The following is a 24,326-nucleotide window of genomic DNA, read 5'->3' on the forward strand; positions in this document are numbered from 1 at the left end:
CGTCGAGCGCGTCAGCGTTGCGGTTGCGGCACGGCGCTGGCGGTGCTGCGCACGACGCCGCCGGGCACGAGCACGGCGCTGGGGCCGTACTGCTTGTGCGCCTGCAGGTAGCGGTCGAGCTGCGCGTCGCGGATCAGCACGCCGTCGACGCCGGCCGCCGGCGCCACCGCCGCGCCCGACGCCACGTTCGACACACGCATCGCCACACCGGCTGGAGCCGGCTGGCTCGCGATCACGGCGGTCGGCGCTTCGCCACCCGGCGCAGCCAGCCGTGTGACGACCATCACACCAGCGACCGCGACGAAGCCGGCCGCCACCGCGGCCGGCGCCAGCCAGCGCCGGCGGCGCGCGGGCGCGCTGGCTGCGATCGTGGCCGCCGGCGCCATCACGACCGGCTCGTCGGCCAGCCGCCGCCGCAGCGCCTGCAGGAAGGCCTCGTCGTGGCGGGCGTCGTACGCGAGGTCTTCGGAGCGCATCACGTCGCCGATCAGGTGGTAGGCGTGCCAGGTCACACGCAACTCGCCGTCGTCACGCCAGTCGCGGCACAGGCGCGCCACGTCGGCGCTGCCCAGCTCACCATCCATCATCGCCGACAGGCGTTGCCGCTGCTGCTCACGATCCACTGCGTCCGACATCTTGCACTCCACCAGTTCGACCGACCCCGCACTCACCAGCGCTCGCCTTCGCGCGTGCCCAGCAAGGGCCGCAGCCGCTCGGCGATGGCCTCGCGGGCACGAAAGATCCGCGAACGCACGGTGCCGATCGGGCAATTCATCACTTCGGCGATCTCCTCGTAGCTCAAGCCTTCGATCTCCCGCAGGGTGATCGCCTGGCGCAAATCCTCGGAAAGAGCCTCGATGGCCGCGTTCACCGTCGCCGCGACCTGCTTGCTCGCGAGCATCGCGTCCGGCGTTTCGGCGTCGGTTAGTTCGTTCTCCACGCGGGAAGTTTCGTCGCCGTCGTCGCCAGCGCTGCGCGCCGCCTCCGACACCAGCGGATCGCGTTTGAGCTCGACGAGGGCCTTCTTGGCGGTGTTGACCGCGATCCGGTACAGCCACGTGTAGAAGGCGCTGTCGCCGCGGAACTGCGGCAGCGCCCGGTACGCGCGGATGAAGGTCTCCTGCGCGATGTCGGGCACCAGGTCGACGTCGCGCACCATGCGCGCGATCAGCCGCTCGACGCGGCGCTGGTACTTGACGACCAGCAGCTCGAAGGCGCGCGCGTCACCGCGCTTGACGCGTTCGACGAGTTGGGCGTCGGCTTCGGCGCTCATCGATCACACCGGCAGGCGCGCGACCACGCCCGCGTCGGCGCCGCGCGCGTGGACGGCGCAGCGAAGCGCGTGCCAGCGCGCAGCGTGTCGCGCACGCGACACTGCGATCCATCGCCGCCGCCCGTCGACGGCGTCGAAGCGCAGCAGCAGCCAGATGTCCAGATCGACGGCCACGGTCAGCGCACCCTCGACGGCCGGCGCATCGCGGCCGGGCACCCAATGCCAGCGGCGACCTTCCCAGCGCAGCAGCCCCATCCCGGCGTGGCAGTGACGCCAGGCCACCGCACCTGCCCACAGGCCGACCACGGACGCGGCCGCCTGCACACCGGTCGATGCACCGGCCAGCGCGAACACCCATCCCACGAAGAGGGCGACTGCGGCGGCCACCAGGACGGCGACGACCGCGCGCGACGCCACATCGGCGCCAGCACGGACCTCGACGACGGGAGCCGAGCTCATGCCGTCATCCCCAGCCGCCCACGCCGCCGCATCGCACTGCGGCGCGGCTCATGCGCGCCGGAACACCAGCGTGCCGTTGGTGCCGCCGAAACCGAAATTGTTCTTCACCGCGACTTCGATCCTCATTTCGCGCGCGACGTTCGCGCAGTAATCGAGGTCGCACTCCGGGTCCTGCGAAAAGATGTTGATCGTCGGCGGCGACACCTGATGGTGCACCGCGAGCACCGTGAACACCGACTCGATGCCGCCGGCGCCGCCGAGCAGGTGGCCCGTCATCGACTTCGTCGAGTTGACGACCATCTTCTTCGCGTGGTCGCCGAACGCGAGCTTGATCGCGTTGGTCTCGTTGACGTCGCCCAGCGGCGTCGAGGTGCCGTGCGCGTTGAGGTACTGCACCTCGTCGGGGTTGACGCCGGCGTTGCGCAGCGCCGCCTTCATCGCGCGCTTCGGGCCGTCGACGTTGGGCGCCGTCATGTGGTACGCGTCGGCCCCCATGCCGAAGCCGGCGAGCTCGGCGTAGATCTTCGCGCCGCGCTTTTTCGCGTGCTCGTACTCCTCGAGCACGAGCACACCCGCGCCCTCGCCGAGCACGAACCCGTCGCGGTCCTTGTCCCACGGCCGCGACGCGGTCGCCGGGTCGTCGTTGCGCGTGGACAGCGCGCGCGCCGCGGCGAAGCCGCCGATGCCCAGCGGCGAGACCGTGCTCTCGGCGCCGCCGGCGATCATCACGTCGGCGTCGCCGTACTCGATCAGCCGGGCGGCCTCGCCGATGCAGTGCAGGCCGGTGGTGCACGCCGTCACGATCGCCAGGTTCGGCCCGGTGTAGCCGTAGCGGATCGACACGTGACCGGAGATCATGTTGATGATCGACGCCGGCACGAAGAACGGCGAGATGCGGCGCGCGCCGCGCTCGATGTAGTCCTTGTGCGTCTGCTCGATCATCGGCAGGCCGCCGATGCCCGAGCCGACCATCACGCCGATGCGCTCGGCCGCGTCTTCCGACAGCTCGCTGCCCGTGGGCAGCCCGGCGTCCTGGATCGCCTGCACCGACGCCGCCATCCCGTAGTGGATGAACGTGTCCATGTGCCGGGCTTCCTTGCCCGGGATGTAGGCCTCGACATCGAACCCCTTGACCTCGCCGGCGAAGCGCACGGCCAGCGACGAAGCATCGAAGCGCGTGATGGGGGCGATGCCCGAACGGCCGGCGACCAGGTTGGCCCAGCCCTCGGCGACAGTGTTGCCGACCGGGCTGACGAGCCCGAGGCCGGTGACGACGACGCGGCGACGCGACATGCGCTCGATCAGGCCTTCTGGTGCTTCATGGCGTAGTCGATCGCCAGCTGCACGGTGGTGATCTTCTCGGCCTCCTCGTCCGGAATCTCGATGCCGAACTCGTCCTCGAGCGCCATCACCAGTTCCACCGTGTCGAGCGAGTCGGCGCCCAGGTCGGCGACGAAGGCCTTCTCGTTCGTCACCTCGGCTTCCGACACGCCGAGCTGTTCGGCGATGATCTTCTTGACGCGCGCTTCGATATCGCTCATGACTCCTCCGGGAGTGAAAGGAAAAAACGGCCCGGATTCTACCGGGCGACGCTGCGGCGGCCGCCCGCCTCAGGCCATGTACATGCCGCCATTGACGTGCAGCTCGGTGCCGGTGACGTAGCCGGCCTGCGGCGAGGCCAGGAACACCACCGCGGCGGCCACCTCGGCCGGCGTGCCCAGCCGCGCGAGCGGAATCTGCTGCAGCAGCGCGTCCTTGTGCGCCTGCGGCAGCGCGTCGGTCATGTCGGTGGCGATGAAGCCGGGCGCGACGCAGTTGACGGTGATGCCGCGGCTGCCGAGTTCGCGCGCGAGCGAGCGCGTCATGCCGGCCACGCCCGCCTTGGCCGCGGCGTAGTTGGCCTGCCCCGCGTTGCCGCTGGCGCCGACGACCGACGTGATGTTGACGATGCGCCCGTAGCGCTGCTTCATCATCGGCCGCATCACCGCGCGGCTCGCGCGGAACACCGCCTTCAGGTTGGTGTCGAGGACGGCGTCCCAGTCCTCGTCCTTCATGCGCATCGCCAGCGTGTCGCGCGTGATGCCGGCGTTGTTGACGAGGATGTGGATCGCGCCGTGCTGCCTGACGACGGCATCGACGGCGGCCTCGACGCCGGCGGCGTCGTTGACGTCGAGCACGATGCCCGCACAGCCCTCGTACGCCGCCAGCGTCTGCGCGATGGCCTGTGCGCCCGCCGGTGTCGTCGCCGTGCCGGTCACGCGCACGCCCTGCTGCGCGAGCGCCAGCGCAATCGCGCGCCCGATGCCGCGCGAGGCACCCGTCACCAGTGCCGCCTGCCCGGCCAGCGCGGCCGTCGTCTCGCTCATTGCAGCAGCCCCTTCACCTCGGTGAGCGTCGCCGGGTCGTAGACGGCGGCGCTGACCAGCTCGGCGTCGATGCGCTTGGTCAGGCCGGCGAGCACCTTGCCCGGCCCGCACTCGACGACGTGCGTGACGCCGCGCGCGCGCAGCGCGCGCACGACCTCGACCCAGCGCACCGGCTGGTAAGCCTGGCGGTACAGCGCGTCGGCGATCGCCGCCGGGTCGGTGGGCGACGCGACGTCGACGTTGTTGACCACCGCGATGCGCGGGGCGGCCAGCGCCACCGTCGCCAGCCGTTCCTTCAGCCGGTCGGCCGCGGGCTTCATCAGCGGGCAATGGAATGGCGCCGACACCGCCAGCGGCAGCGCGCGCTTGGCGCCGGCAGCCTTCAGGATGTCGCAAGCCTTGTCGACCGCCGCCTTGGTGCCGGCGATCACGGTCTGCTTCGGGTCGTTGAAATTGGCCGCGGTGACGACCTGGCCGGTGGCGGCAGCCGCCTGCGCGCAGCCATCGACCACTGCGTCGGCGTCGAGCCCGAGGATCGCCGCCATCGCGCCCTCGCCGGGCGGCACCGCTTCCTGCATCGCCTGCGCGCGAAAGCGCACCAGCGGCAGCGCGTCGGCCAGACTCAGCACGCCGGCGGCGACCAGCGCCGCGTACTCGCCCAGCGAGTGCCCGGCCACGGCGACCGGCTCGAGGCCGGTTTCGGCGTGCAGCGCGCGCCAGCACGCGACGCCGGCGGTCAGCATCACCGGCTGCGTGTTCGTCGTCAGGTCGAGCCGCTCCTTCGGGCCCGCGTGGATCAGCGCGGCGATGTCCTCGCCGAGCGCGTCCGACGCCTCGGCGAGCGTGCGACGCACTTCGGGGTGGTCGCCGAACGCGTCGAGCATGCCGACCGACTGCGAGCCCTGGCCGGGGAAGACGACGGCGAAGGTGGTCATCGAAACGGGTCTCCGGGAGTTCAGAAATCGAGCAGCACGGCGCCCCACGTGAAGCCGCCGCCGACGCCTTCGAGCAGCACCGTGTCGCCGCGGCGGATGCGCCCGTCGCGCACGCCGACGTCGAGCGCCAGCGGGATCGACGCCGCCGACGTGTTGCCGTGCTGGTCGACGGTGACGATGACGCGCTCGGGGCCGAGCTTCAGGCGCTTGGCCGTGCTGTGCATGATGCGGATGTTGGCCTGGTGCGGGATCAGCCAGTCGATGTCGGCCTCGGTGCGCCCGGCCTTGGCCAGCACCGAGCGCGCGACTTCGTCGAGCACGTGCACCGCGAGCTTGAACACGGCCTGACCGTCCATCTTCAGCAGCGGGTCGCCGAGCGCCTTGCCGCCGGACACCGTGCCCGGCACGCACAGGATGCCGGCGTGGCGCCCGTCGGCGTGCAGCTCGCTGGCCAGCAGGCCGGGTTCGTCGCTGGCTTCGAGCACGACGGCGCCGGCGCCGTCGCCGAACAGCACGCAGGTCGTGCGGTCGTCGAAGTCGAGGATGCGCGAGAACACCTCGGCGCCGACGACGAGCGCCTTGCTCGCGCCGCCGGTGCGGATCATCGCGTCGGCCACCGTCAGCGCGTAGACGAAGCCCGAGCACACGGCCTGCACGTCGAACGCCGGGCAGCCGGCCGCGCCGAGCTTGGCCTGCAGGATCGCCGCCGTCGACGGGAACACCATGTCCGGCGTCGAGGTAGCGACGACGATCAGGTCGATCTCGTCGGCGCGACGGCCGGCGGCCTCGAGTGCACGCTGGCACGCCGGCAGCGCGAGGTCGCTCGCGTTGACGCCTGCGTCGGCGAAATGGCGCGCGCGGATGCCGGTGCGCTCGACGATCCAGGCGTCCGAGGTCTCGATGCCGCGCGCGGCGAGGTCGCGCGCGAGGTCGTCGTTGGTCAGGCGCCGCGGCGGCAGGTGGCTGCCGGTGCCGGTGATGCGGGTCGTGCGGGGCGCTGCGTTCATGCGGTGCGAAGCGCGGGCGCGGCCGGCTCGGGCAGCGCCTGCAGGGTGTCGAGGATGCGGTCGTGCACGCGGTCGAGCAGCCGGTTGCGCGCCGCGTCGTACGCGCGCGACAGCGCATGCTCGAACGCGAAGGCGTCGGCCGAGCCATGGCTCTTGAAGACGAGACCGCGCAGCCCGAGCAGCGCGGCACCGTTGTAGCGCCGGTGGTCGACGCGCGACTTGAAGTGCTTGAGCACCGGCAGCGCGACGAGCGCGGCGAACTTGGCGTACGCGGTGCGCGTGAACTCCTGGCGGATGAAGTCCGACAGCATCGCCGCCAGCCCTTCGGCCGTCTTCAGCGCGACGTTGCCGACGAAGCCGTCGCACACGACGATGTCGGTCGTGCCCCTGAAGATGTCGTTGCCCTCGACGTTGCCGTGGAAGTTCAGGTGCCCGCCGTCGGCGGCGGCGCGCAGCAGCTCGCCGGCGCGCTTGATCGTGTCGCTGCCCTTGATCGCTTCCTCGCCGATGTTGAGCAGGCCCACGCTCGGCTCTTCCTTGCCGTCGATGGCGGCCACCAGCGCACTGCCGAGCACGGCGAACTGCAGCAGGTGCTCGGCGGTGCAGTCGACGTTGGCACCGAGGTCGAGCACCGTCGTGTAGCCGTCGTTGCGGTTGGGCATCACGGTGGCGATCGCCGGGCGGTCGATGCCGTCGACGGTCTTCAGCAGGTAGCGCGCCACCGCCATCAGCGCGCCGGTGTTGCCGGCCGACACGCATACGTCGGCGGCGGGCGGCGCGCCGTCGCCGCTCTTGAGCTGCGCGATGGCCACGCGCATCGACGAGTCGCGCTTTTTGCGCAGCGCGACCTCGACGGGGTCGTCCATCGTGACGACCTCGCTGGCGACGACGACGCGCGTGCGCGGCCAGCCGCGCGCGTCGCGCAACGCGGCCTCGGTGCCGACGAGCAGCAGTTCGGCGTCGGGGTGGCGGTCGAGGAAGCCGCGGCAGGCCGGCAGCGTGACCGCCGGGCCGTGGTCGCCGCCCATGCAGTCGACGGCCATGCGCACGCGCGCCAGGGCCGGCAGCGGTGCCGTCATGGCCGTCGGACGGGACGCAGGCCCTGCCCCGAGGCGCGGGGCACGGTCACGGGAGCGGAAGCGGGCACGGTGCAGTGCAGCCGCGCGGGCGGCGTGCGCCGGACGGCGTCGCTCAGGCGTCGGCCTTGGTCTTGAGCACCTTGCGGCCGCGGTAGAAGCCGCTCGGGCTGATGTGGTGGCGCAGATGCGTCTCGCCGGTGGTCGGCTCGATCGCCAAGCCCGGCGCGGCGAGCGCGTTGTGCGAGCGGTGCATGCCGCGCTTGGACGGCGACTTCTTGTTCTGCTGGACGGCCATGACGTTCTCCTGAAGCAAGCCCGAGCGGGCCGACGGCCGCGCAGGCGGCCGGCCCGCGCCAACGGTCGGGCGCGTGTCGCGAGGCGGGCTCGGCGCTCCCGACCGTCACGACGGCTGCGTGTGCCTCCTCGCCACGTCGCGGGCAGACCGCATCGCGGATCCCGCCCGCGCGCGCCGCCAGGGTGCGCGACGCACCGCGCAAGCGGCACGCCACGGCGAAGGCGCCGAATCGCAAAGCCCGGCAGTATAGCATTCCACCCCGCTGCGGCCGATGTCGCTCAGTGCCGGCGACCCTTGCCGCGCCAGTCGGCCAGCGCAGCGAACGGGTGCGGCTGGTCGGCGGCTGCCTCGTCGCCGGGCGGCGACGGCTGCGCGCCCGGCGGGCGGCAGGCGTCGTGACGCGGCACCATCGGCAGCGCGAGCAGCAGTTCGTCCTCGATCAGTTCGTGCAGGTCGAGCGCGCGCTCGAGCGCGAGCACGTCGTCGTCGCTGTCGAGGTCGAGTTGCGCCGCCTGCGCCTCGTCGTCGACGAAGCGCAGCCGACGGCCGACGTGCAGCGGCAACGACACCGGATGCAGGCAGCGCTGGCAGCGCCGCACGACGGTCACCCGTGCGTCGATCTCGAGCCACCGGCGCAGCGCGCCGCCCGGCTGCGGCTGCTGCACGCCGCGCACGTGCCACATCACGTCGCCGTGGACCGGCGGCGCCTCGGGCGGGTGATCGTCCGCCAGGCGGGCGAACCCGGCCAGCGGCCAGTGCCCCTGCAGCTCGCCGCCGTCGGCGGCGAACGCCGCCACGTCGAGGCGCCGGGGGTCGTGCACGCGCGGCTTCGGCTTCATGCCGGCGAGTGTAGGCCGGCGCACGCCCTGCCGGCGGCAGCGACAATCGGGCCCCGATGGACACGCCGCCCGCCCTGATCCTCGCGTCGACGTCGCGCTACCGCCGCGAGCTGCTCGCGCGGCTGCGCATCGCGTTCGACGTCGTCGCGCCGGCGGTCGACGAGACACCACTGCCCGGCGAGGCGCCGGCAGCGCTCGCGCAGCGCCTGGCGCTCGCAAAGGCGCACGCCGTTGCGGCGCAGCACCCGCAGGCGGTCGTGATCGGCTCGGACCAGGTCGCCGAGCTCGACGGCCAGGCGATCGGCAAGCCCGGCAGCCACGCACGCGCCGTCGAGCAATTGCGCGCGATGAGCGGGCGGCGCGTCGTGTTCCACACCGCGGTGGCCGTCGTGTGCGCCGCACACGGCTTCGCCGACGTGAAGCTGGCACCGGTCACGGTGCACTTCCGCACGCTCGACGACGCGCAGATCGAGCGCTACCTGCGTCTCGAGCAGCCGTACGACTGCGCGGGCAGCGCCAAGAGCGAGTCGCTGGGCATCGCGCTGCTCGAGGCGATCGACAGCGACGACCCGACCGCTCTCGTCGGCCTGCCGCTGATGCGCACCTGCGCGCTGCTGCGCGCGGCCGGGCTCGACCCGATCGCCGCGGCGTCATGACGCCGCCGGGCCGCCTGCTGCTGGTGCCCAACACGCTGGACCTCGCCAGCGAGCCGGTCGACCTCGCCGACGTGCTGCCGCACGGCGTGCTGCGCGAGGCGGCGCGGCTGCGCTGCTGGGTGGCCGAGAACGCGAAGACGACGCGCGCGTTCCTCAAGCGCGTCGACGCCGTCGTGCCGCTGGCGCATCCGCTGCAGCAGGTGCTCATCCGCGAGCTGCCGCGGCCGGCCAAGGGCGGCGCGGCGCCGGCGCCGGCCGCCGCGTGGCACGAGCTGCTCGCGCCGGCGCTGGCCGGCGAGGACCTGGGCCTGATCAGTGAGGCCGGGCTGCCCGCCGTCGCCGACCCCGGTGCGGCGCTGGTGGCCGCGGCGCACGCCGCCGGCGTGCCGGTGCAGTCGCTGCCGGGGCCGAGTTCGCTGCTGCTCGCGCTGGCCGCCAGCGGCCTGAACGGCCAGAGCTTCGCCTTCGTCGGCTACCTGCCGCAGGACGCGGCCGCGCTCGCGGCGCGGCTGCGCGAGCTCGAGGCGCGCTCGCGGCGCGAGCAGCAAACGCAGATCGCGATCGAGACGCCGTACCGCAACGCCGCGCTGCTGCAGGCGCTGCTGGCGCACCTGGCGCCGACGACGCGGCTCGCGGTGGCCAGCGCGCTGACGCTGCCCGGCGGCTGGTGCCGCAGCCGCACCGTGCACGAGTGGCGGCGCGAGCCGCCGGTGTTCGACCGCCGGCCCGCCGTCTTCCTGTTCCTCGGCTAGAGCCGCCGCGGCGCCCCGCGCGCGAGCAGCGCGTGGCCGAGCAGGAGCCCGGCGCCGTCGGCCAGCCAGTCGGCCCACGACGCCTCGCGCGTCGGCGTCAGCGCCTGCAGGCCCTCGATCGCCGCGCCGTAGGCGAGCAGGCCCAGCGCGAGCGGCAGCGGCCGCACGCCCGCCGCACGGCCCAGCGCCCACAGCACGGCAAAGCCCAGCGCGTGGGCGAGCTTGTCGACGTGGGGAAACGGCGGTGGCGCCCCGTCGGCCGGCCACAGCGCGACGACGGCGCCACCGGTGAGGGCCAGCACGAACGCGACCCCCGCCAGCCGCCGCCAGGACGGCGGCGGCGCGGGCACCGCCACTCAGCTGCCGCGGCGCCCGCCGAGCAGCGCCGCGACCGGCCTCTTCGCCTTGATACCCGGCGCGCGCGGCTTCTCCGGCGCGGCGCCGGCCGCGGTGTCCGGCGCGGCCGGTGCCGGCGGGGCGTCCGACGGTTCGTAGGGCCGGTCGAACAGCGGATCGGACGGCGGCGGCGCCCGGCGCGGCTCGGGCGCACGCGCGGGACGCTGCGCGCGGGGCTCGACCCGGCGCTCGCCGGCGGCGTCGTCGCCGCGGCGCGGGCGCCGGGCGCGCGCGTCGTCGAGTTCGAGCGGCTCGAGCTCGATCTTCTTCTTGATCAGCTTCTCGATCTCGGCCACCAGCCGCGCGTCGTCGCGCGTGACCAGCGTCACCGCGAGCCCCGAGGCCCCGGCGCGCCCGGTGCGGCCGATGCGGTGGACGTAGTCCTCGGCGTTGAACGGCACGTCGTAGTTGAAGACCGCCGGCAGGTCGGCGATGTCCAGCCCGCGCGCGGCGACGTCGGTGGCCACGAGCACGTCGACCTCGCCCTTCTTGAACGCGTCGAGCGCCTTGAGCCGCTCGTCCTGGCTCTTGTCGCCGTGCAGCGCGTTGGTGCGCAGGCCGTCGCGCTCGAACGCGCGCGCGAGCCGCGCGCAGCCGAGCTTGGAGTTGACGAACACGATGGCCTGCGCGAGGTTGCGCTCGCGCAGGATCTGGCGCACCGCGGCGCGCTTGTCGTCGGCGTCGACGCTGTAGAAGTGCTGCTCGACGGTCGAGGCGGTGGCGTTCGGCCGCGCGACCTCGACCGTCACCGGGTCGTGCAGGTAGCTCTGCGCGAGCCGCTTGATCTCGGGCGAGAACGTGGCCGAGAACAGCAGCGTCTGGCGCTGCTTCGGCAGGAAGCTGAGGATGCGCTGCAGGTCGGGCAGGAAGCCGATGTCGAGCATGCGGTCGGCCTCGTCGAGCACGACGTACTCGACCTGGTTGAGCACGCAGTTCTTGGCCTCGATGTGGTCGAGCAGCCGCCCGGGCGTGGCGATCAGCACCTCGACGCCACGCTTCAGTTCGGCCGTCTGCGGCTTCATGTCGACGCCGCCGAACACCACGGTGCTGCGCAGCTGCGTGTACTTCGCGTAGGTCTTGACGTTGGCCGCGACCTGGTCGGCGAGTTCGCGCGTCGGCGCGAGCACGAGCGCGCGCACGGGGTGCCGCGCCGGCGACGCCGACGCGTTCTCGTGGCGCAGCATCTTCTGCAGCAGCGGCAGCGTGAACGCCGCCGTCTTGCCGGTGCCGGTCTGCGCGGCGCCCATCACGTCGCGGCCGGCGAGCACGATCGGGATCGCCTTGGCCTGGATCGGCGTCATCGCCGTGTAGCCGGCGTCGGCGACGGCGCGCAGCAGCTTGGGGTCGAGCGCGACGCTCGAGAACAGCGGGGCCGCGGGCGGCGCGTCACCGGCGATCCCGGGCGCGTCCGCGAGGGCAGGGGTATCGGTCATCATGGGTGATTATCCCCCCGGGGCGGCGCCGACGCCCGGCGCGCGGGCGCGGTGGAACAATGCGGCCCCGCGCCGCACCGGCGCACCCTGCCGTCGCCCCGCGCCCCCGCCATGTCCGACCTCGACGTCACGCTGCAATCGCTGCACCTGTATCCCGTCAAATCCTGCGGCGGCATCGGCGTGCACGAGGCGCTGCTGATCGAGACCGGCCTCGAGTTCGACCGCGCGTGGATGGTCGTCGACGAGCACGGCGAGTTCCTGACGCAGCGCGAGCTGCCGCGGCTCGCGCTCGTCGCGCCGACGCTGCGCGTCGACGACCTGGTGCTGCGCGCGCCGGGCATGCTCGCGCTGCACCTGTCGCTCGACGCCGTCGAGGCGCCGTGCCGCGTGCGCGTGTGGGACGACGAGGTGCGCGCCTACGACATGGGCGAACTCGCCGCGCAGTGGTTCAGCGACTACCTCGGCCGCCGTGCGCGGCTGGTGCGCTTCGACCCCGAGCAGCGGCGCGCGTCGGACCCGCGCTACAGCGGCGGCGTCGACGCGCAGACCGCATTCGCCGACGGCTTCGCGCTGCTCGTCGTCTCGACGGCGTCGCTGGCCGAGCTCAACCGGCGCCTGGCCGCGCGCGGCCAGCCACCGGTGGCGATGGAGCGCTTCCGCCCCAACCTCGTGCTCGACGGGCTCGACGCCCACGGCGAGGACTTCGTCGACACGCTGACGCTCGATTCGCCCGACGGGCCCGTCGTGCTGAAGCTGACCAAGCCCTGCACGCGCTGCACGACCCCCAACGTCGACCCGGCCACCGCCGCGGTCGGCACCGAGCCCGGCGACACGCTCGCGCTGTACCGCGCCGATGCGCGGCTGGGCGGCGCCGTCACGTTCGGGATGAACGCCGTCGTCGTCGGCGGCGTCGAGCACCGGCTGCGCGCCGGCGCGCGCGGGCGCGCGACGGTCGCGTTCTGACGCGCGGGCGCTCCCCCGCGCACCTTCGATGCAGGCCCTGCCGAGCTGGCAGCTGTTCGCGCTGTGCGTGCTCACGTGGGGCACGACGTGGTACGCGATCACGTGGCAGATCGACGCGACGTCGCCCGAGGTCGGCGTCGCGTGGCGTTTCTCGCTCGCTGCGCTCGTCGTGCTCGCGGCGTGGGCGTGGCGTGGCGGGCGGCTGCGCTTCGGCGCTGCGCAGCACCTGCGGCTGGCACTGCAGGGCGCGTTCATGTTCTCGCTGTCGTACGTCGCGATCTACCACGCCGAGCGCCACGTGCCGTCGGGGCTGGTCGCGGTCGGCTATGCGGCGTCGCCGCTGGTCAACGGGCTGGGCGCGCGCTGGCTGTTCGGCGCGCCGCTGACGGCGCGCTTCGTCGCCGGCGGCATCGCGGGCGTGACCGGCGTCGCGCTCGTGTTCGCACCGCAGTGGCGCGCGGCCGACGCGGGCAGCGCTGTCGCACTCGGCGCCGCGCTGACGGTGCTGGCGGTGGCGCTGTCGTCGGCCGGCAGCCTGATCGCGAGCCGCAACCGCGCGCACGAGATCCCGTTCTGGCCTGCGCTCGGCTACGGCATGGCATGGAGCGCGCTGCTGACCTGGGCGCTCGTGTTCGCCGGCGCTCACGAGCCGCTGCCGCCGGCCACCGTGCGCTGGTGGGCGGCGCTGGCGTACCTGACACTGGCCGGCACGGTACTGACCTTCGCCGCCTACCTCAGCCTGCTCGACCGCCTGGGCCCCGGGCGCAGCGCCGCCGTCGGCGTGATGACGCCGCTGCTCGCGCTGGCGGTGTCGGTCGCGTTCGAGGGCTACCGTCCCGACGCGCTGACCTTCATCGGCGCGGCGCTCGCCGTGGCCGGCAACGTGCTGATGCTGCGCGGCAGGACCGGCGGCTGACCTGGCTGCTCGGGCACCGGCGTCAGGCCGCGGGCCGCCGCGCGCGGGGCAGCAGGCGGCGCACGACGACACCGCCGCCGAGGCCCTTCGTCAGCGTCGCGCGCTCGCTCATCGGCATCTCGCGTCGGCGCAGTGTGGGCCGCCACCTACAATTCCGGCCCCTGCGAACGTCCGCGAAAGCCCCCGTCCCATGAGCCTCAAATGCGGCATCGTCGGCCTGCCCAACGTCGGCAAGTCGACCCTGTTCAACGCGCTGACGAAAGCCGGCATCGCGGCCGAGAACTACCCGTTCTGCACGATCGAGCCCAACGTCGGCGTCGTCGAGGTGCCCGACCCGCGCCTCGCGCAGCTGGCCGCGATCGTCAAGCCCGAGCGCGTCGTGCCGGCGATCGTCGAGTTCGTCGACATCGCGGGGCTCGTGGCCGGTGCGAGCAAGGGCGAGGGCCTGGGCAACCAGTTCCTCAGCCACATCCGCGAGACCGACGCGATCGTCAACGTCGTGCGCTGCTTCGACGACCCGAACGTGGTCCACGTCGCCGGCCGCGTCGACCCGATCGCCGACATCGAGGTCATCCAGACCGAGCTGTGCCTGGCCGACCTGGCCACCGTCGAGAAGGCGCTGGCGCGCTACACCAAGGTCGCGAAGGCCGGCGGCGACAAGGAGGCGCAGCGCCTCGTCGACGTGCTGAAGAAGTGCGAGGCGGCGCTCAACGAGGCCAGGCCGGTGCGCTCGATCGACTTCAGCAAGGAAGAGCTCGCGGTGCTCAAGCCGCTGTGCCTGATCACCGCGAAGCCGGCGATGTTCGTCGGCAACGTCGCCGAGGACGGCTTCGAGCACAACCCGTTCCTCGACCGCCTGCGCGAATTCGCCGCCAAGCAGAACGCGCCGGTGGTCGCGATCTGCGCGAAGACCGAGGCCGAGCTCGCCGAGATGAGCGACGAGGACCGCGCGATGTTCCTCGCCGAGATGGGGCAGGACGAGCCGGGGCTGAACCGGCTGATCCGCGCCGCGTACAGGCTGCTCGGTCTGCAGACCTACTTCACCGCCGGCGTCAAGGAAGTGCGCGCGTGGACGATTCCCGTCGGCGCGACCGCGCCGCAGGCCGCCGGTGTGATCCACAGCGACTTCGAGCGCGGCTTCATCCGCGCACAGACGATCGCCTTCGACGACTTCATCGCCTACGGCGGCGAGCAAGGCGCCAAGGACGCCGGCAAGATGCGCTCGGAGGGCAAGGACTACGTCGTCAAGGACGGCGACGTGATGAACTTCCTGTTCAACGTCTGACGTGGCGCAACGCGAGGTGGCACCGCGCCGCGCCGCGGTGCCTCAACGGGGCGAGAATGCAAGGACCCCGGCCACCGGGACGCCGCCGATGACCGAGTCCGCCCCGTCCACCGCACAGGGCGGCGAGCCGCCCACCGAGCGCCTCGACCGCCTGCTGCACGCCGCCGCCGCGCCCTGGCTCGGCAACCTGTCGCCGATCTCGCTGTCGCTCGCGTGGGCCGACTGGGCGTGGCACCTCGGCGTGTCGCCCGGCCGGCAGATGGAGCTCGCCGCGCGCGCGGCGCAGCTGGGCATCGACACGTGGCGCGTCGCGGCCGGCCTCGACGGCGAGCGCCCGGTGGGCGCGGCCGACGACGACCCGCGCTTTCGCGACCCGGCCTGGACGCAGTGGCCGTTCTCGGTGTGGCGCGAGGGCTTCCGCAACGCCGAGACGTTCTGGCGCGAGGCCTCGCGCCTGCCCGGCATGACGGCGCACCACGCCGACCTGACGGCCTTCTTCGCGCGCCAGTGGCTCGGCATGCTGACGCCGGCCAACTTCCTGCCGACGAATCCCGTCGTGCTGCGCGACGCGATCGCCTCCGGCGGCGCGCACCTCGCCAAGGGGGCGCGCCACTGGCTCGAGGACGTCACCGGCGTGCGCTGGCCGGGCACCGACGAGCCGGCGCACTTCGAGGTCGGCCGCGACGTCGCCGTCACGCCCGGCCAGGTCGTCTGGCGCAACCGGCTGATCGAGCTGATCCGCTACGACGCCGCGACGCCGCGCGTGCACCCCGAGCCGCTGCTCGTGATCCCGTCGTGGATCATGAAGTACTACATCCTCGACCTGTCGCCGCACAACTCGATGGTGCGCTGGCTGGTCGGCCAGGGCCACACGGTGTACATGCTGTCGTGGCGCAACCCCGAGGCGGCCGACCGCGACCTGTCGATGGACGACTACCTGCGCCTGGGCGTGTTCGACGCGCTGCGCGCCGTCGGCCGCATCGAGGGCGCCGCGACGCCGGTGCACGCGATGGGCTACTGCCTCGGCGGCACGCTGCTCGCGATCGCGGTGGCCGCGCTCGCGCGGCGCGAGCGCCCGGCGGGCACCGACGACCTGCCGCCGCTGGCGACGATGACGCTGCTGGCCGCGCAGACCGACTTCGCCGAGCCCGGCGAACTCGGCCTGTTCATCGACGAGAGCCAGATCCGCCTGCTCGACGACATCATGAAAGAGCAGGGCTACCTCAGCGGCGAGCAGATGGCCGGCTCGTTCCAGTTCCTGCACTCGCGCGAGCTGGTGTGGACGCGGCGCATGCGCGAGTACCTGATGGGCGAGCGCGAGCAGCCCAGCGACCTGATGGCGTGGAACGCCGACCACACGCGCATGCCGGCGCGCATGCACCACGAATACCTCGTCTCGCTGTACCTGCGCAACGAGCTGGCGACCAACCGCTACCGCGTCGACGGCCGCCCGGTGTCGCTCAACGACGTGACGCTGCCGGTCTTCGCCGTCGGCACGCAGCGCGACCACGTCTCGCCGTGGCGCTCGGTGTACCAGCTGCACCGCCTGACCGACGCCGAGGTCACGTTCGTGCTGACCACCGGCGGCCACAACGCCGGCATCGTCAGCGAGCCCGGCCATCCGGGACGTCGGTACCAGATCGCCACGCGCCCGGCACACGGCGCATGGACCGACCCTCAGGCGTGGGAGGCCGAGGCCCCGGCCGTCGACGGCTCGTGGTGGCCGGCATGGCAGCGCTGGCTCGCGGCGCACTCGTCGCCGCCGCGCCGGCCGCGGCCGGTGCCGGCGGCGATGGTGCTCGGCCCGGCGCCAGGCACCTACGTCTTCGTGCGGCACCGCCACTGACGGCGTTCGGTCTGCCCCTGGCGACGCGTTCGGTGCTAGCCTCGTGACCGACGTGAGCGCGACGCCGATGTCCTCCGCCGCCGAGCCCGCGAGCCCCGCGCCGGCCGTCGCCGTCGTGCTGCTCACCGCGCTGGCCTATGCCGCCGTCGGGCTGGTCGCGCTGCAGCTCGCGATCCCGCCGACCTACGCGGCACCGCTGTACCCGCCGGCCGGCATCGCACTGGCCGCCGCACTGACCTTCGGCCGCACCGCGGTGCCCGGCGTGTGGCTCAGTTCGTTCACCGTCAACGTCTACGCCGCGTCGCTGCGCGGCGCGCTGACACCCGAGGCGCTCGTGCTGCCGGCGCTGCTGGGCGTCGGTGCCGCGCTGCAGGCCGAGGTCGGCCGTGCGCTCGTCGCGCGCTGGTGCGGCCAGCCGGCGACGCTGTCGGAGCCGCGCGACGTCGCGCGCTTCTACATCCTCGCGGTGCCGCTATCGTGCCTGACGAGCGCGACGCTGGCCACGGCGTCGTTCGTCGCGCTCGGCGTCGTGCCGCAGGCCGGCGCGCCGTTCCTGTGGTGGACCTGGTGGGCCGGCGACACGCTCGGCGTGCTGATCGGCGCGCCGATCGCGCTGACCCTCGTCGGCCGGCCGCGCGACGACTGGTCCGCCCGCCGGCTGACGCTCGGTGTGCCGCTGCTGGCGATCACGGCGCTGCTGGCCGCAGCGATCCTGCAAGTCGCGCGCTGGGACGAACAGCGCGTGGCCGGGCGCTTCGACCGCGACGCCCGCGCCGCGGCAGCAGCGCTCGCCGAGCGGCTGCAGCAGCCGCTGTACGCGCTCGAGGCGATGCGCAGCCTGTACGTCGGCAGCGAGAAGGTCGACGACGCGGAATTGCGCGCCGCGATCGGGCGCTGGATCGCGCTCGAGCCGGCGCTGCGGGCCGCCGGCCACAGCGAGTGGGTCGCCCGCGACGCGGTGCCCGCGCTCGAAGCGCGGCGGCGCGCCGATGGCGTGGCCGACTTCCGCGTCTTCGACCGCGCCGACGGGATCGCGACCGACGGCGACGAGCGGCTGATGGTCATCACGCAGATCGAGCCCGCCGACACCAACCGCGGCGCACTGGGCCTGAACCAGATGTCGATCCCCGCGGTGCGCACGGCCATCGAACAGGCACGGCGCAGCGGCGCGCCGGTGGCCAGCGCGGGCTTTCGCCTGACGCAGGAGACGAGCGAACGCACCGGTGTCGTCGTCTACCAGGTGCTGTACGACGGCGAGCCGGCCACCGTCGACGAGCGCCTGCCGCGCACACGCGGGCTGGTGTTCGTCACCGTCGAACCCGACCGGCTGGTGGCCACCGTGCGCGACGCACAGCCGGCCTACCTGCGGCTGTGCCTCGTCGACAGCGACCCGCTCGCGTCGCGCGCACTGCTGGCCGGCCCGTCCGAGTGTCGGCAGCCGCCTGGCGACGACGCTCGCGCGCTCGTCGTGCCGCTGGCCTTCACCGGGCGGCAGTGGGACATCCGCGTCAGCGCCGCGGCCGGCGCGGTGCCCGACGAACAGCGCGGCAGCGCGTTCCTGTTCTCGCTCGCGGCGCTGGCCTCGGCGGCGCTGCTGGGTGCGCTGCTGCTGGCCGTCACCGGCCGCACGCGGCGCATCGAGGTCGCGGTCGCGCAGCGCACGGCCGACCTGCAGCACGAGATCGCCGAGCGCCGGCACGCCGAGGCGGCGCTGCGCGACCGCGAGCAGCGCCTGCGCGCGATCTTCGAAACGGCACCGGTGGGCATCGTCTACACCGAGCTGGACGGCCGCATCGTCGTGCCGAACCCGGCGTTCTGCGCCTTCGTCGGCCGCGCGGCCGAGGCGCTCGTCGGCCACGCGCTGGCCGAGTTCACGCACCCCGACGAGGTCGCCGAGGCGCGCGCGCACCTCGACGCGCTGCGCCGCGGCGAGGTCGAGCGCTACCGCCTCGCCCGGCGCTACCTGCGCCCCGACGGCAGCGTCGCGCACGCGCAGATCACCGTCGCACTGCTGCGCGACGAGGCGGGGCGCCCGCACCGCACGGTGGGAATCATCGAGGACGTCGGCGAACAGCTCAAGCGCGCGCAGGCCGAACGCGAGCGCGACGCGGCCGCCGCGTCGAGCCACGCGAAGAGCGAGTTCGTCTCGCGCATGAGCCACGAGCTGCGCACGCCGCTCAACGCGATGCTCGGCTTCGCGCAGCTGCTCGACCTCGACCGCCAGCCGCCGCTGGCGCCGCACCAGGCCGCGTGGACGGCGCAGATCCAGCGCGCCGGCTGGCACCTGCTGCACATGATCAACGACACGCTGGACCTGTCGCGCATCGAGTCGGGCACGCTGCGGCTGCAGCCCGAGACGCTCGACCTGCGCGAACTGCTGCCGGCGTGCACCGCACTCGTCGAGCAGGCCGCGCGCGAGCGCGGCGTGCGTGTCGCCGCCGACATCGACCCGGCCGCCGCCAGCGTGCGCGGCGACCTCACGCGCGTCAAGCAGGTGCTGACCAACCTGCTGAGCAACGCCGTCAAGTACAACGTCGACGGCGGCACGGTGCTGGTGCGCACGCGCGCCGCCGATGGTGGATGCGTCGAGATCGACGTCGTCGACACCGGCCTCGGGATGACCCCCGAGCAGCTCGCGCACCTGTTCGAGCCGTTCAACCGCCTCGGGCGCGAGGCCTCGGGCGCCGAAGGCACCGGCATCGGGCTGGTGATCAGCCTGCGCCTGGCCGAACTGATGGGCGGCAGCCTGCGCGCGACGAGCACGCCCGGCGCCGGCTCGTGCTTCACGCTCGCGCTGCCGCGCGGCGAGGCCGCGGGCGCTGCCGTCGCGGCGCCCGAAGCCGACGAGCCGGCGGCCGTGCGCTACCGCCGGCGGCACGTGCTCTACGTCGAGGACAACGCGACCAACGCCGAGGTGATGCGCGGCGTGCTCGCCAAGCGCCCGCAGGTGCGGTTCGACGTGAGCCCCTGCGGTCTCGACGCGCTGGACGCAATCCGCGCGCGCCGCCCCGACCTCGTGCTGCTCGACATGCACCTGCCCGACATCGACGGCCTCGAGCTGCTGCGTCGCCTGAAGGGCGACCCCGACACCGAGGACATCCCCGTCGTCGCCGTCTCGGCCGACGCGACGCGCGAGCGCGTCGCGCAGGCGCTGCACGAGGGCGCCGCGCAGTACCTGACCAAGCCGCTGAACGTCGCCGAGCTGCTCGCCGTCGTCGACGACCTGCTCGAGCGCCAGGACACGCGGTTCGGCTGAGCGCCGCGCGCCCGTGAGCGGCCGCGGCGCCCGCCGTGCGCGGGCTCAGTGCCCGCTCGCGATCGCGGCGCCGATGCCCGTCTCGGAACGCACCTGCTGCGCGAGGAAACCGGCCTTGTCCTGCCGGCCGCGCGCGCTGCCGTCGAGCAGCGAGAAGATCCAGATGCCGACGAAGCCGATCGTCATCGAGAACAGCGCCGGCGACGCGTACGGGAACAGCGCCGAGCCCTTCGGGTTGCCGAGCGTGGCTTCCCACACCGCGGGCGAGACCACCGTCAGCGCGACCGACGAGATCAGGCCGAGGAAGCCACCGATCACCGCGCCGCGCGTCGTGCAGCCCTTCCACAGCACGCTCATCAGCAGCACCGGGAAGTTGGCCGACGCCGCGATCGCGAACGCCAGGCTGACCATGAACGCGATGTTCTGCTTCTCGAACGCGATGCCGAGCACGACGGCGACGAGGCCGAGCGCGACGGTGGTGATCTTCGAGACGCGCAGCTCGTCGCTGCTGCGCGCCTGGCCCTTCTTGATCACGGTGCCGTAGAGGTCGTGCGAGACGGCCGAGGCGCCCGACAGCGTCAGCCCGGCGACGACGGCGAGGATCGTCGCGAACGCCACCGCCGAGATGAAGCCGAGGAACACGTTGCCGCCCACCGCGTTGGCCAGGTGCACCGCGGCCATGTTGTTGCCGCCGAGCAGCGCGCCCTTGGCGTCGAGGAAGCCCGGGTTGGTCAGCACGAACACGATCGCGCCGAAGCCGATGATGAAGGTCAGGATGTAGAAGTAGCCGATCCACGTCGTCGCCCACGCGACCGACTTGCGCGCCTCCTTCGCGTTGGGCACGGTGAAGAAGCGCATCAGGATGTGCGGCAGCCCGGCGGTGCCGAACATCAGCGCCATGCCGAAGCTGATCGCGCTGATCGGGTCCTTGACGAAGCCGCCCGGCCCCATGATCGAGAAGCCCTGCCGCGCCGCCTCGTCGGGCGTCTTGCCGGCGTCGACGGCCAGCTGCGTCTTGATCTCGACCGCCTTCGCGAACATCGCCTCGGGGCTGAAGCCGAAGCTCAGCAGCACCATGAACGCCATGAAGGTGGCGCCGGCCAGCAGCAGGCAGGCCTTGATGATCTGCACCCAGGTCGTGGCCGTCATGCCGCCGAACAGCACGTAGACCATCATCAGCGCCCCGACGATGACGACGGCGATCCAGTACTCGAGCCCGAACAGCAGCTTGATCAGCTGCCCGGCGCCGACCATCTGCGCGATCAGGTAGAACGCGACGACGACCAGCGTGCCCGATGCCGCGAACAGCCGCACCGGCGTCTGCGCGAAGCGGAACGCCGCGACGTCGGCGAACGTGAACCGCCCCAGGTTGCGCAGCCGCTCGGCGAGCAGGAACGTCACGACCGGCCAGCCGACGAGGAAGCCGATCGAGAAGATCAGACCGTCGAAGCCCGAGGCCATCACCGCCGCCGAGATGCCGAGGAACGACGCCGCGCTCATGTAGTCGCCGGCGATCGCCAGGCCGTTCTGGAAGCCGGTGATGCCGCCGCCGGCGGTGTAGAAGTCGGCCGCGCTGCGCGTCTTCGCCGCGGCCCACTTCGTGATCCACAGCGTGCCGAGCACGAACAGCCCGAACATCGAGATCGCGGTCCAGTTCGTCGCCTGCTTCTGCGCCTGACCGAGGTCGGCGCCGGCCGCGCAGGCGGCGACCGACAGGCCGCCGAGCGCGGCGGCCAACAGCAGATGGCGGGCCCTCATCGCAGCGCCGCCTTGCCGACTTCGTCGGCCAGCGCGTCGAACTCGCGGTTCGCGCGCTTGACGTACACCACCGTGAGCACGACGGTGAACACGATGACGCCCACGCCGAGCGGCATGCCGACCGTCATCACGCTGCTGCCGATGCGCTGCGCGAGCAGCTCTTTGTCGAACGCGACGAGCAGGATGAAGCCGTAGTAGACGACCAGCATCGCGATCGTCAGCGTCCAGCCGAAGCGCGAGCGCGCCGCCTTGAGTTCGAGGTAGCGCGGGTGTGCCGCGATCTTCTTTACGAGTGCATCGTCCATGCGGTCTCCTCCCTGCGGACGTCGGCGGCGCCACGTGCGCCGTCACTCGCATCATTCGCCTGCGCTCTGACCCACCCCTGACGCGAGTCCAACGGGAGCTGACGCCGAAGGCGGCTGCGCCTTGTGCAGGATCAAGACGCGCGTCGCGGCGGCGGCCTGCCGCCGCCGGCCGCGCAGGTCAGTCGCGCCGCACGACGCCGGGACGCGCTGCCGCGTCCTGCACCCAGCCGGGGCCGTCGAACCACGGGTCGCCGCGCATCGCAGCGGCGACCATCGGCAGCGCGTCGAAGCCCCAGAACAGGCGGGCGCCGACGACGATCGTCGGCACGCCGAACACGCCGGCGGCGATCGCCGCATCGGTGCTGGCGCGCAGCTCGGCCTTGACGTCGTCGCCCTGCGCATCGCGCACCGGTGCGAGTTCGGCGGCGAGCGCGTGCAGCCGCTGGGCATCGTCGGCCGCGGCGCCGCCGCGCCAGACGTGGCGCATCACGGCCTCGACGACGCGGCGGTTCGGCGTGCCGCCGCTCGCGCAGCACGCGAGCGACAGGCGCAGCAGCGGCAGCGGGTTGAACGGGTGCGCCGCCGGCAGCTGCAGCTCGATGCCGTGCGTGTGCGCGAGCCACGCGACGTGGCGGTAGGTCCACGCGCGCTTGGGCTCGATCTCGGCCGGTCCCTTGTGGCGGTGGTGCTTGAGCAGCGCAGCGAACAGCACCGGGCGGTACGTCACGTGGTAGCTCAGGCCTTCGAGCGCCTGCGGCAGCTGCTCGAACGCGAGGTACGCGAACGGCGAGACGGGGTCGAACCAGAACTCGACGTGCGTCATGCGCTGCCCTCGCCGCGCGGCGGCAGCGCGCGGCGCTTCAGCTCTTCGTGGCGCCGCGGCAGCCGCGCCCACACCGCACGCTTGGCGTCGTCGTCGAGCGTGCCCCAGGCCGCGATCTCGTCGATCGTGCGCGCGCAGCCGCGGCACCAGCCGGTGGCCTCGTCCATCTGGCACACCGAGACGCAGGGGCTCGGCACCGCCGGCGCCGCGGTGTGCGATGCGCGCGTCACGGTGCCACCCCCACCGGCGCCTGCACGACGTCGGCGACAGGCGCGCCGGTCAGCGCCTCGAGCTGCGCCGGCGTCAGCGCGAACACGCCGTTCGGGTGGCCGGCGGCGGCCCACACGACGTCGAAGCGGAACAGGTCGCGGTCGATCAGCGTGACCGGCGGCGTCGCGTGCGCCAGCGGCGCGACGCCGCCGATCGAAAAACCGGTGGCCGCCTTGACGAAGTCGGCGTCGGCCCGGCCGATGGCACCGACGAGCGCGGCGACCTTCTTCTCGTCGACGCGGCGGTCGCCCGACGCGACGACGAGCACCGCGGCACCGTCGGCCTGGCGCCGGAAGATCACGCTCTTGGCGATCTGGCCGACCTGCACGCCGAGCGCGTCGGCCGCCTCCTGCGACGTGCGCGCGCTCGCGTCGAGCCAGCGCGGCGCGTGCGGGTGGCCGCGCTCGGCCAGCACCTGCGCGACGCGGCGAAAGCCCTCGGGGCGCGACGCGAGCGTGTCCGTCATGCGGCCGCCTTCTCGCGCTTGGCGAGCACGGCACGCGCGACGCGCGAGACCGGCGCACGGCCGAGCACGCTGCTGATGAACGCGCCGGCGTCGACGAGCGCGTCGAGGTCAATGCCGGTGGCGATGCCCAGCCCGTGCAGCATGAAGACGACGTCCTCGGTCGCGACGTTGCCGGTGGCGCCCTTCGCGTACGGGCAGCCGCCCAGACCGGCGACGCTCGCGTCGAAGGTGTGCACGCCCATCTCGAGGCACGCGTAGACGTTGGCCAGCGCCTGCCCGTAGGTGTCGTGGAAGTGGCCGCTGACCTCGACGAGCGGGTAGTGCTTCAGCGCGCGCTCCATCGCGGCCTGCACCTTGCCCGGCGTGCCCACGCCGATCGTGTCGGCGACGCCGACGTGGTCGACGCCGATCGCCTTCATGCGCACGACGACGTCCTCGACGGCGTCGGCGCTCACGTCGCCCTGGTACGGGCAGCCGAGCGCGCACGAGATCGCGCCGCGCACCTTCAGCCCCGCGTCGTGCGCGGCAGCGACCACCGGCGCGAAGCGCTCGATGCTCTCGGCGATCGAGCAGTTGATGTTCCTCTGGCTGAACGCCTCGCTCGCGGCGCCGAACACGACGACCTCGTCGGGACGCTGCGGGGCGGCCAGCGCCGCCTCGAGCCCCTTCAGGTTGGGCACCAGCACGCTCAGGCGCACGCCGGGCGCACGGCGGATGGCCGCCATCACCTGCGCGTTGTCGGCCATCTGCGGCACCCACTTCGGGCTGACGTAGCTGGTGACCTCGATTTCGCGCAGGCCCGCGGCCTGCAGCCGGTGCACGAGCTCGACCTTGTGCGCGGTGGCCACCGGCTGCTTCTCGTTTTGCAGGCCGTCGCGCGGGCCGACCTCGACCAGGGTCACGTGGCTGGGCATCATCGCTGGGGCTCCTCGAACGCGGCCGCCGATG

General features: G+C 73.1%; 26 protein-coding genes. 7 read left to right on the forward strand and 19 right to left on the reverse strand.

Features of this window, described 5'->3' with window-relative positions:
* Nucleotides 1–11 precede the first annotated feature (11 nt).
* The 11 genes from MOJ79_RS01455 to MOJ79_RS01505 all read right to left on the reverse strand — a co-directional run bounded on the left by MOJ79_RS01455 (nt 12) and on the right by MOJ79_RS01505 (nt 8,253).
* Nucleotides 12–635, reverse strand: a complete 624-nt coding sequence (locus tag MOJ79_RS01455; protein ID WP_241922555.1) for a sigma-E factor negative regulatory protein — start codon at nt 633–635, stop codon at nt 12–14.
* A 32-nt stretch (nt 636–667) separates the two neighbouring features.
* Nucleotides 668–1,273: an RNA polymerase sigma factor RpoE gene (gene rpoE, locus MOJ79_RS01460; protein ID WP_119288653.1), complete on the reverse strand. Its 606-nt coding sequence runs from the start codon at nt 1,271–1,273 to the stop codon at nt 668–670.
* A gap of 3 nt (nt 1,274–1,276) precedes the next feature.
* The gene (locus MOJ79_RS01465; RefSeq protein WP_241922556.1) at nt 1,277–1,690 is read right to left on the reverse strand and encodes a hypothetical protein; all 414 of its coding nucleotides are present in this window, start codon (nt 1,688–1,690) and stop codon (nt 1,277–1,279) included.
* A 90-nt stretch (nt 1,691–1,780) separates the two neighbouring features.
* Entirely contained in the window at nt 1,781–3,025 is a 1,245-nt protein-coding gene (gene fabF, locus MOJ79_RS01470; RefSeq protein ID WP_241922557.1) for a beta-ketoacyl-ACP synthase II, read from the reverse strand.
* A gap of 8 nt (nt 3,026–3,033) precedes the next feature.
* Entirely contained in the window at nt 3,034–3,273 is a 240-nt protein-coding gene (acpP, locus tag MOJ79_RS01475) for an acyl carrier protein (RefSeq protein ID WP_119288659.1), read from the reverse strand.
* Between the two features lie 69 nt (nt 3,274–3,342).
* Nucleotides 3,343–4,098 carry a 3-oxoacyl-ACP reductase FabG gene (fabG, locus tag MOJ79_RS01480; protein ID WP_241922558.1) on the reverse strand — a complete coding sequence of 252 codons (756 nt, stop codon included), beginning with the start codon at nt 4,096–4,098 and terminating at the stop codon, nt 3,343–3,345.
* Nucleotides 4,095–5,033, reverse strand: coding sequence for an ACP S-malonyltransferase (fabD, locus tag MOJ79_RS01485; RefSeq protein ID WP_241922559.1), 939 nt, complete (start codon nt 5,031–5,033; stop codon nt 4,095–4,097). The genes fabG and fabD overlap by 4 nt, the downstream gene beginning before the upstream one ends.
* Nucleotides 5,034–5,053: 20 nt before the next feature.
* Nucleotides 5,054–6,040 carry a beta-ketoacyl-ACP synthase III gene (locus MOJ79_RS01490; protein ID WP_119352902.1) on the reverse strand — a complete coding sequence of 329 codons (987 nt, stop codon included), beginning with the start codon at nt 6,038–6,040 and terminating at the stop codon, nt 5,054–5,056.
* A complete protein-coding gene (plsX, locus tag MOJ79_RS01495) occupies nt 6,037–7,119 on the reverse strand; it encodes a phosphate acyltransferase PlsX (RefSeq protein ID WP_241922560.1) in 1,083 nt (360 codons plus the stop codon). Before plsX ends, MOJ79_RS01490 begins: the two co-directional genes overlap by 4 nt.
* A 112-nt stretch (nt 7,120–7,231) precedes the next feature.
* On the reverse strand, nt 7,232–7,414 hold the full coding sequence (gene rpmF, locus MOJ79_RS01500; protein ID WP_119288668.1) for a 50S ribosomal protein L32: 183 nt from the start codon (nt 7,412–7,414) through the stop codon (nt 7,232–7,234).
* Between the two features lie 278 nt (nt 7,415–7,692).
* The gene (locus MOJ79_RS01505) at nt 7,693–8,253 is read right to left on the reverse strand and encodes a YceD family protein (RefSeq protein ID WP_241922561.1); all 561 of its coding nucleotides are present in this window, start codon (nt 8,251–8,253) and stop codon (nt 7,693–7,695) included.
* Between the two features lie 56 nt (nt 8,254–8,309).
* Here MOJ79_RS01505 and MOJ79_RS01510 point away from each other — a divergent pair, with 56 nt between their 5' ends.
* Together MOJ79_RS01510 and MOJ79_RS01515 are read left to right on the forward strand one after the other, a co-directional pair.
* The gene (locus MOJ79_RS01510; protein WP_241922562.1) at nt 8,310–8,909 is read left to right on the forward strand and encodes a Maf family nucleotide pyrophosphatase; all 600 of its coding nucleotides are present in this window, start codon (nt 8,310–8,312) and stop codon (nt 8,907–8,909) included.
* The gene (locus tag MOJ79_RS01515; RefSeq protein ID WP_241922563.1) at nt 8,906–9,661 is read left to right on the forward strand and encodes an SAM-dependent methyltransferase; all 756 of its coding nucleotides are present in this window, start codon (nt 8,906–8,908) and stop codon (nt 9,659–9,661) included. The genes MOJ79_RS01510 and MOJ79_RS01515 overlap by 4 nt, the downstream gene beginning before the upstream one ends.
* On the opposite strand, the gene MOJ79_RS01520 is transcribed toward MOJ79_RS01515, so the two are convergent.
* Nucleotides 9,658–10,011 carry a VanZ family protein gene (locus MOJ79_RS01520; protein WP_241922564.1) on the reverse strand — a complete coding sequence of 118 codons (354 nt, stop codon included), beginning with the start codon at nt 10,009–10,011 and terminating at the stop codon, nt 9,658–9,660. The genes MOJ79_RS01515 and MOJ79_RS01520 overlap by 4 nt on opposite strands.
* A 6-nt stretch (nt 10,012–10,017) precedes the next feature.
* Complete coding sequence (locus MOJ79_RS01525) at nt 10,018–11,493, reverse strand: DEAD/DEAH box helicase (RefSeq protein ID WP_442863087.1); 1,476 nt, start codon at nt 11,491–11,493, stop codon at nt 10,018–10,020.
* Between the two features lie 108 nt (nt 11,494–11,601).
* Here MOJ79_RS01525 and MOJ79_RS01530 point away from each other — a divergent pair, with 108 nt between their 5' ends.
* The 5 genes from MOJ79_RS01530 to MOJ79_RS01550 all read left to right on the forward strand — a co-directional run bounded on the left by MOJ79_RS01530 (nt 11,602) and on the right by MOJ79_RS01550 (nt 19,756).
* The gene (locus tag MOJ79_RS01530) at nt 11,602–12,453 is read left to right on the forward strand and encodes an MOSC domain-containing protein (RefSeq protein ID WP_241922565.1); all 852 of its coding nucleotides are present in this window, start codon (nt 11,602–11,604) and stop codon (nt 12,451–12,453) included.
* A 28-nt stretch (nt 12,454–12,481) separates the two neighbouring features.
* On the forward strand, nt 12,482–13,369 hold the full coding sequence (locus MOJ79_RS01535) for a DMT family transporter (RefSeq protein ID WP_241922566.1): 888 nt from the start codon (nt 12,482–12,484) through the stop codon (nt 13,367–13,369).
* 190 nt (nt 13,370–13,559) lie between these two features.
* Nucleotides 13,560–14,654 (forward strand): redox-regulated ATPase YchF, encoded by a 1,095-nt coding sequence (gene ychF / locus MOJ79_RS01540; RefSeq protein WP_241922567.1) that lies wholly within the window; start codon nt 13,560–13,562, stop codon nt 14,652–14,654.
* Between the two features lie 88 nt (nt 14,655–14,742).
* Nucleotides 14,743–16,500, forward strand: a complete 1,758-nt coding sequence (locus tag MOJ79_RS01545) for a PHA/PHB synthase family protein (protein WP_241922568.1) — start codon at nt 14,743–14,745, stop codon at nt 16,498–16,500.
* Between the two features lie 67 nt (nt 16,501–16,567).
* A complete protein-coding gene (locus MOJ79_RS01550; protein ID WP_241922569.1) occupies nt 16,568–19,756 on the forward strand; it encodes a CHASE domain-containing protein in 3,189 nt (1,062 codons plus the stop codon).
* A 45-nt stretch (nt 19,757–19,801) separates the two neighbouring features.
* On the opposite strand, the gene MOJ79_RS01555 is transcribed toward MOJ79_RS01550, so the two are convergent.
* From MOJ79_RS01555 to MOJ79_RS01580, 6 genes are all read right to left on the reverse strand, one after another.
* Nucleotides 19,802–21,514 (reverse strand): cation acetate symporter, encoded by a 1,713-nt coding sequence (locus MOJ79_RS01555; protein ID WP_241922570.1) that lies wholly within the window; start codon nt 21,512–21,514, stop codon nt 19,802–19,804.
* Nucleotides 21,511–21,819, reverse strand: a complete 309-nt coding sequence (locus MOJ79_RS01560; RefSeq protein WP_241922571.1) for a DUF485 domain-containing protein — start codon at nt 21,817–21,819, stop codon at nt 21,511–21,513. Before MOJ79_RS01560 ends, MOJ79_RS01555 begins: the two co-directional genes overlap by 4 nt.
* A gap of 178 nt (nt 21,820–21,997) precedes the next feature.
* Nucleotides 21,998–22,642: a 2-hydroxychromene-2-carboxylate isomerase gene (locus tag MOJ79_RS01565; RefSeq protein ID WP_241922572.1), complete on the reverse strand. Its 645-nt coding sequence runs from the start codon at nt 22,640–22,642 to the stop codon at nt 21,998–22,000.
* On the reverse strand, nt 22,639–22,872 hold the full coding sequence (locus tag MOJ79_RS01570) for a DUF1289 domain-containing protein (RefSeq protein ID WP_241922573.1): 234 nt from the start codon (nt 22,870–22,872) through the stop codon (nt 22,639–22,641). Before MOJ79_RS01570 ends, MOJ79_RS01565 begins: the two co-directional genes overlap by 4 nt.
* Nucleotides 22,869–23,378: a YbaK/EbsC family protein gene (locus MOJ79_RS01575; protein WP_241922574.1), complete on the reverse strand. Its 510-nt coding sequence runs from the start codon at nt 23,376–23,378 to the stop codon at nt 22,869–22,871. The genes MOJ79_RS01570 and MOJ79_RS01575 overlap by 4 nt, the downstream gene beginning before the upstream one ends.
* Nucleotides 23,375–24,295: a hydroxymethylglutaryl-CoA lyase gene (locus MOJ79_RS01580; RefSeq protein WP_241922575.1), complete on the reverse strand. Its 921-nt coding sequence runs from the start codon at nt 24,293–24,295 to the stop codon at nt 23,375–23,377. The genes MOJ79_RS01575 and MOJ79_RS01580 overlap by 4 nt, the downstream gene beginning before the upstream one ends.
* Between the last annotated feature and the right edge of the window lie 31 nt (nt 24,296–24,326).

The sequence above is a fragment of the Calidifontimicrobium sp. SYSU G02091 genome (assembly GCF_022631395.1).
Lineage (GTDB): Bacteria > Pseudomonadota > Gammaproteobacteria > Burkholderiales > Burkholderiaceae_C > Calidifontimicrobium > Calidifontimicrobium sediminis.